We start from the raw sequence: 6,866 nt of genomic DNA on the forward strand, positions 1-6,866 counted from the left end.
GTCTCCAACCATAAAACCCCTCCCTGCCCAGACGATTCCTGTTCCCCGCCGCGTCCACAAGCCAAGCACAGGAAAACGGTACGGTTTACTTACAAACTTCTTCGCCTTAACGTCTGCATCCTGCGATGGAAACGCGATCCAACAAATTCCTTGTGCTCGCGGTCACCGGCCTTCTGCTGAGCACGCTTCTCGTCTTCACCCTTTGGCTTTTCGATGCGCGAAGTGGAGACGGAAACCCGTATCTCATCCGTTTCACCGGGAGCGTCGCCGGCCTGGAAAAGGGATCACCAGTGACGTTCTCGGGCGTCCCGGCGGGCCATGTCACGTCCATACGGTTTGACGGAGCTGATCCCTCAGCGGTTCTCGTCACCATCAGCCTCGAACCGGGAACCCCCATCGTCACAGGTGTCAAGGCAACGATCGCGCGATCCGCACTGGCAGGGACGGCCAACATCAGTCTCGACGGCGCAAAGTCCGGTGCATCCCCGATCGTCGCGACGAGGGTCGGTGAGCTTCCCATCATCCCCGCCAAGGAGGGTGGGCTTCTTGGCGGGGGAGGGGATCCAGTCGCGCTCGTGGACAAGATCAGCCGGACAGTCGACTCCGTGTCGCGCAACCTCGATGCCGCCCAACAGCAGCGGGCCAGCGATCGGCTGGCGGCGCTCGCGGAGAGTTCCGCAGGCTGGGCAGACAAGGCTGGAGCGGCATCTGACGCGCTTACCGGCGCCCGCGGGCGTGTCGTGGCCCTGGGGGACGCCTTGCAGCGATCCGGCGAAAGCGCCGAACGGTTGGGGAGCGCTGTGGTAGAAAGCCGCGCAACCGTCCTCGCCAGGGCGAACCGTGCGTTGCTGAATGCCCGTGGCGGAGCCGTGCGTCTCACGGCTCGCGTCGAGGCTGTTCGACCCACGATCCGCAGCGCGACCGTGAAAGAGGCCCAACTGCGTGAAACCGTTCGTTCAGCAAGGAAGAAGGCAGGCGCTGTCAGAGATACGGCCGTTCGCCTCGATCAGGAAGGGCTGGGTGTGGGTGCACCGTCCCTCCCGACCTACAAGCCGGGGTCGCGGCAGTGATCGACCGCGACACGATAGGACAACTCTGGTCGGAGAGCGGGCTGGCAGGCGAGGAACCGACCGTCCCGGCGTGATCCTCGTCAACGGGTCCGGATCGCGCTACCCTCGCTCCAGGAGAACGAGATTGAGCGATGACGAGAAGAAGAGCCGGCGCCCAGGGAAGATGGGCAGACCGACGACCGAGGACGCGCTCCGACTGACTTCGCATATCCTCAAGAGCGCCCGCGAGCTGTTTTTCCAGCACGGTTTCGACGGCGCCAGTGCCGACATGATCGCCGAACAGGCGCGCATCTCCAAGCGAACCCTGTACGCGCGGTTCGGCAGCAAGGCTCGCGTGTTCGAGGCTGTCATCCTGGACGAGATCGATACGCAGCTGCGCGCGCTCGAACCCTCCGGCAGCGACGAACCCGACATTGCATCGCGCCTTCGCGTCATCGCCGATCGCCTGCTCGAGTGGCTCCTGACGCCTCGGATCGCCTCGATGGAACGCGTCGTCATTGCCCAAGCGGTGCGTTTTCCTGCGCTCGCGGCGAACATCCACGACTTCGGCTATCAGCGGGCTGTCCAATGGGTGGCCTCCATCCTCGCCCATGCCGATGCCAAGGGCGAGCTGTCGCTGGCGGACCCGGTGTTCGCTGCCGAGCAGTTCGTCACGCTCGTCGTCGTCGCGCCCATGCGCCGCGCGGCGCTCGGGCTGTCTCCTCCCGCGTACGACGATGCAGCTCGCGAACGTATCTTGCGCGTGATTGATCTGTTTCTCGACGGCTGCCGTCCGCGGCACGTCGACAAAGGGACCATGTGATGCTCGTCAACGACGACGAGCCTCAACTCGGTGAGCGCGCGCGCCTTGCCGAACTCATCCAGATCATGGGCCGCCACGGGCTGAACGGCTTGGCCGCTCGCCTGGGTCTGCTGCCAGGTCGCTCGGAGCAGCCGGCAGACGTCTGTACGCCCGAGCGGGTCGTCGCGCTGCTGCGGGACCTTGGACCTGTCGCGGTGAAGCTGGGGCAGGTGCTCGCGACCCGTGAAGACCTGCTAGGGCCGGAATGGGTGCGTGCGCTGGCAACGCTGCAGGATCGCGTGACACCGCTGCCGTTCGAGGCGCTGGAGCCGACGATCCTGGCCGCGCTCGGCTCCCCGATCGAGGACGTGTTTGCGAGCTTCGGCCGCGACCCGATCGCCGCGGCGTCGATCGCGCAGGTTCATGCCGCCACCCTTCGCGACGGAACCGAAGTCGTAGTCAAGATACGCCGGCCGGGGATCGCGGAACGAGTCGATGCCGACCTTCGGCTGCTCCGCCGCATCGCGCGGCTTGCCGCGAGGCACTCGCCGGAGATACGGCGCCTCAAACCTGACGACCTGCTCCGGTTTTTCGCGGAGAGTCTGTCGCAGGAAATGGACCTCAGTGCCGAAGCGGCAGCCTGCGAGAGCATCGGGGCCTTCCTGCAGCCGCTCGGCGTCCGCACGCCCGCCTTCTACTGGGATCAGGTCGGGCGCCGGATCAACGTGCAGGAGCGGCTCAACGGCGTGCCAGTCCGCGAGATTATCGACGGGGCGCAGGAGGGGGGCGTGGAGGTCGCCGGCCGCTACGCGGATGCCGTGCTGCGGATGATCATCTTCAACGGCCGGTTCCACGCGGACCCCCATCCCGGCAACGTCTTTGTCCTTGCCGATCGCTCGCTCGCGTTCATCGACTTCGGCGCGGTCGGCGTGCTCAGCCCCGCCCGGAGGAACGAGGTCGTCACGCTCATCCTTGCGATCGCAAGCGAGGATACGCGGTCGGTCACGGACGTGCTGCTGCAATGGTCCGGCGAAACCGATGTCGATCGTCAGGCGCTGGCCCGCGACCTCGACGCGCTCACTGGGCGATTCCGCGGGGCGGTACTCCAGCAGATCGAGCTAGCCGACATCTTCGGCCGTGTATTCGCGCTGCTGCGAACCTACCGGCTGGCGCTGCCGCCCGATCTCGCCCTGCTGCTGCGCACCCTGTTGATCGCCGAAGGGTTCGTGCGACGGCTCGATCCCGGCTTCGACATCGCCGCGCGCGCCGCGCCGATCGCGCGCGAACTTCTGCGCGAGCGGATCGGCCCGGCCGGACTCAAGCGGGGCGGACGGCGGCTGGCGACAAGCCTTGGCCGGCTGGCCGCGGTATCCCCCGATTTGGTGACCTTCGCGGAGCGTGTCGCACGGTCGGGCGCGCTGCCGATCGAGTTGCACAAACGCGCAGTCTCACCCCCGGCCTCGCTCCGGCGCGCCGATCCCAACGTCCTGTCTGCCGGAATGCTGGTCGCCGGCGCGATCCTTCAGCGTGACCATGATGTTGTCGGCACGATATTGATGGCGTCAGCGGTATTGCCCGCAAGCTGGGCCTGGTTCGCGAGCAGGCGGAGGCGCTGACCTGCCATCGCCCGATGTGACGGATTCACGGTTTCTGCCTTCCGTCTAGCGCGCGCTGAGACCGCCCCTCGAGCTTCATCTGTGAACGACGGAACAATCCAGGGGGAGGGGGTGTTCTCTATAAGTAAACCGGCTGGTGTATAAACCGCACCCTGGTTAGATCGAACGAGGGCCTTGCGTGTGGAACAGCCGGACTACGAACAACATCCACTTGCCGAGGACTGGGCTGATTTCGGCGCTGCATTGAGCAACCTGATGCCCATGCTGGCAAGCTATGCACGATCGCTAGCCAGAAATCCTGATGCTGCACAGGATCTTGTTCAGGAAACCGTGCTGAAGGCGTGGCGCAGCCGCGCATCATTTGAAGCCGGTACGAACATGAAGGCGTGGACCTTCCGTATTCTTCGCAATTCGTTTCTGTCGCATGTACGTCGTCGACGCACGGTACAAGTGGGCGAGACTGCCGAACTCAACGACGTTCCGGTGGCGTCAAACCAGGAGTCGGTCGTGACGTTGAGCGATGTTCGCCGCCTGTGGCCACGCCTGACGCCCGAGCAGCAGCGGTGCATTCAATTCGTTGGAATCGAGGGCTTGAGCTACGAAGAAGCGGCCACGATCGAGCAGGTTCCTGTCGGCACAATCAAGAGCCGCGTGGTAAGGGGGCGGCAGATGCTGCGCGCACTCATGGATCACGCGAGCCGCGATGAGGCTTCCGGATCAGAACCTCAGATCATTGCGGACGATGCGATCTGTCAGGCCGAGCCGCCATCTATCGACGAGGTGCACACGAGACAGATCGAACTGCTGCAAAGCTGGCGGACGAAGCGCGCGGCCGATCGCTGTCTGGCAGCCTGAAGCGGTCGGCTCGCTCGATCCCAATGCGTACCCCAATCTTGGCACATTGGCCGGAGATCGTCGTGGAGTTGGCAATATCGAGCAAACAGTGGCCAGGCGCCTTGACCCGCAGCATCGAGAGCATCTTTCAACGAGCAGGGATGACCCGATAGCGCAGGAAGGCACCTGCGGGTTCAGCTTGGTGTGCAAGCGCCATTTCCTCCAAACTACCAAAATACGCCTGTGAAGCTGCTCGCCGGAAACGAGCCGCAGAAACGCATCATTCTCGGAGAACCACCGCCGCTTGGTTGGTGTCATAACCGAATGGATGCGCCAGGAATATCCACGGACGCTGTCGCCATGGAGGCAGCAGCAAGCCCCTTCACTTTCCATTACGCCGCTAAACGGTCGATCGTGCGTAGGATCGATCGTAAATCGAAAGGCTTGGGAATGAACGCCGCCCGCGTCGGCAGCTCGGACGGGTGCACCTTCACGATGCCGGACACCACCACCAGCAATGTCGGGGGATAGCGGTCGCGGACATAGTGGCCGAGCTTCATGCCATCCATCGATCCGGGCATGGCAACGTCGGTTAGCACGATCCAGATCGTGGCGTTCGCTTCCAGCAGCGCAATCGCCTGGTCGGCATTCTCGGCCTCGAAGCCGCGATCCTCGAAGAAGTCCACAAGGTCGTAGCGGATGAACGCCTCGTCCTCCATGATCAGGATGGCTCGCGCCCGCTCGGCTTGCTCGATGGTCATGCGCCGATCGCCTCGCCGGCACCTGCCAGCGGCGCTTCGATCCGGAACTCGGCGCTAGATACCGGGTAGCTCAACGTGGTATCGCCCCGGAAATAGCCACGTAGCGAGCGTTCGATCATGCGGGAGCCGAACCCCCGGCGGGTCGGCGCCGACACCGGCGGACCGCCCTGCTCCTGCCAGAGGAAGGAGAAGTGGGGGCCACCTTCCTCATCCCTCACTTGCCACTGGATCATCACCGTGCCCGTCTCGTTGCTCAACGCTCCATACTTGGTGGCGTTGGTCGCCAATTCATGCAGGGCCAAGGTCAACGCCAGAGCGGCTTGGGAGTTCAACCGGATGCGCGGGCCTTCCATCTTTATCCGGTCGCGTTGCCCGGCGACCGCCGTCAGGCCGGCATCCAGCACCTCGTGCAGCCCAGCCTCCTGCCATGACGATGCGGTCAGCACGTCGGTCGCACGCCCCAAGGAGGCGAGGCGGGAGCGAAGTCGGCCGATGCCTCCTCCGGCGAGGGCGCGTCGCGCATCGTCTGGCTGGCGATCGACTGCACCATTGTCAGGATGTTCTTGATGCGGTGCGCCAGCTCGCCATTGAGGAGCTGCTGCTGCTGGCGCACCTGCTCCAGGGCGGTGTGGTCGCGCGACACCGACAGGATGCGGGCGGTCTCCCCATCCAGCCCGGGAATGGGCGATACCGAGATGGACCAATGCTTGGCGGTGCCGAGGTAGGTATCGGCCGGCGCCTCGAAGTGCGTGGTTTCGCCCCGCTTGGCTGCCTCGATCGCCTCCTTCGCGTAGGCGGGTCCGCCTTCCTTGAGGAAGTTCGGTCAGGGGCATCCGGCGACGGCGTTGAAGTCGCTGACCTCCATCGTCTTCATGCCGCCTTCGCTCATGAAGGAGAGCGTGCCGTCCAGCTCCACGACCTTGATGCAGTCGGTCGAGGCGGCCAGCACGCTGCGCATGAACACCGCCGCTTCCTGCGCCTCGGCGGTCGCGGCGTCGCGCTCGCGCTTCGCCTTCACGCGCGCGGTGCTGTCGGAGGTGATGTTCATCAGGCCCGCGACCTCGCCTTCGTCGTCCCAGACGGGCGAGTAGGCGAAGTCGTACCACGTCTCCTCCGTGAACCCGTTGCGGGTCATGGTGAGCGGCTGATCCCGGAAGGCGACGCTTTCGCCCCGGAACACCCCCTCGATCAGCGGCTCCAGGTCAGGCCATAGTTCGGGCCATACCTCCGCGGTCGGGTAACCAAGCGCGTCGGGGTGCCGGCTGCCCAGGATGGGGGCATAACCGTCGTTGTAGAGCAGGATGCGCTCCGACCCCCAGATCAGGCACATGGGATGGAGCGAGGCAAGCATGGCATCGACCGAGATGCGAAGGGCCGCCGGCCAAGTGCTGCGCGGACCCAGGGGCGTGCGGTCCCATGCGAACGCCCGGGTGCGCTCGGCCATGTTCAACTCGGGCATGCTGATGGCGAGAGAGGCGTTCATTCGGGATGGCTCGTCCGGTGATCTCAACGGGCTAACCACTGCACGGCCTGCTTCCAGTTTAGGCGAACCCAAAACTTGAGGGAAGCGCCGGAACCAAATCATAGTTAAAGCGTGAACGCGCGCCGATGCATCCGTTCTTGTCCGCGATGCAGACAGAGCCAGGATATAGCGGAGTGTGAGGTAACGCATCCTCATTCAGAGGGATCGGGAACAAAGAAAGCCTCAGGAAAATTCCCTCGACTTTACATAATGTATATTATCAGACTGGCGGATTTCTGTTCCGCTGCGGGCACTTACCTGCCCTCGCCGCGGTCGCGATCA

The 6,866-nt window shown here is 64.4% G+C and carries 6 protein-coding genes and 1 pseudogene; 4 read left to right on the forward strand and 3 right to left on the reverse strand.

Annotated features, from left to right (window positions below; translation table 11 throughout):
- Window positions 1-125: 125 nt before the first annotated feature.
- The 4 genes from ACH0CP_RS17175 to ACH0CP_RS17190 all read left to right on the forward strand — a co-directional run bounded on the left by ACH0CP_RS17175 (window position 126) and on the right by ACH0CP_RS17190 (window position 4,322).
- Window positions 126-1,070, forward strand: a complete 945-nt coding sequence (locus tag ACH0CP_RS17175) for an MlaD family protein (protein ID WP_046408735.1) — start codon at window positions 126-128, stop codon at window positions 1,068-1,070.
- 124 nt (window positions 1,071-1,194) lie between these two features.
- On the forward strand, window positions 1,195-1,872 hold the full coding sequence (locus tag ACH0CP_RS17180; protein WP_231023661.1) for a TetR/AcrR family transcriptional regulator: 678 nt from the start codon (window positions 1,195-1,197) through the stop codon (window positions 1,870-1,872).
- Complete coding sequence (locus ACH0CP_RS17185; RefSeq protein ID WP_085811333.1) at window positions 1,872-3,467, forward strand: AarF/ABC1/UbiB kinase family protein; 1,596 nt, start codon at window positions 1,872-1,874, stop codon at window positions 3,465-3,467. The genes ACH0CP_RS17180 and ACH0CP_RS17185 overlap by 1 nt, the downstream gene beginning before the upstream one ends.
- A 180-nt stretch (window positions 3,468-3,647) precedes the next feature.
- Window positions 3,648-4,322, forward strand: coding sequence for a sigma-70 family RNA polymerase sigma factor (locus ACH0CP_RS17190; protein ID WP_231023664.1), 675 nt, complete (start codon window positions 3,648-3,650; stop codon window positions 4,320-4,322).
- Between the two features lie 371 nt (window positions 4,323-4,693).
- Here ACH0CP_RS17190 and ACH0CP_RS17195 read toward each other — a convergent pair whose 3' ends face one another.
- From ACH0CP_RS17195 to ACH0CP_RS17205, 3 genes and pseudogenes are all read right to left on the reverse strand, one after another.
- Window positions 4,694-5,062: a response regulator gene (locus ACH0CP_RS17195; RefSeq protein WP_066780660.1), complete on the reverse strand. Its 369-nt coding sequence runs from the start codon at window positions 5,060-5,062 to the stop codon at window positions 4,694-4,696.
- Window positions 5,059-5,612, reverse strand: a pseudogene (locus tag ACH0CP_RS17200) (HWE histidine kinase domain-containing protein). The gene ACH0CP_RS17195 and the pseudogene ACH0CP_RS17200 overlap by 4 nt, the downstream one beginning before the upstream one ends.
- 273 nt (window positions 5,613-5,885) lie before the next feature.
- A complete protein-coding gene (locus ACH0CP_RS17205; protein ID WP_286880781.1) occupies window positions 5,886-6,506 on the reverse strand; it encodes a PAS domain-containing protein in 621 nt (206 codons plus the stop codon).
- Window positions 6,507-6,866 lie beyond the last annotated feature (360 nt).

This window comes from Sphingomonas sp. 179-I 2A4 NHS (assembly GCF_045369135.1).
Classification (GTDB): domain Bacteria; phylum Pseudomonadota; class Alphaproteobacteria; order Sphingomonadales; family Sphingomonadaceae; genus Sphingomonas.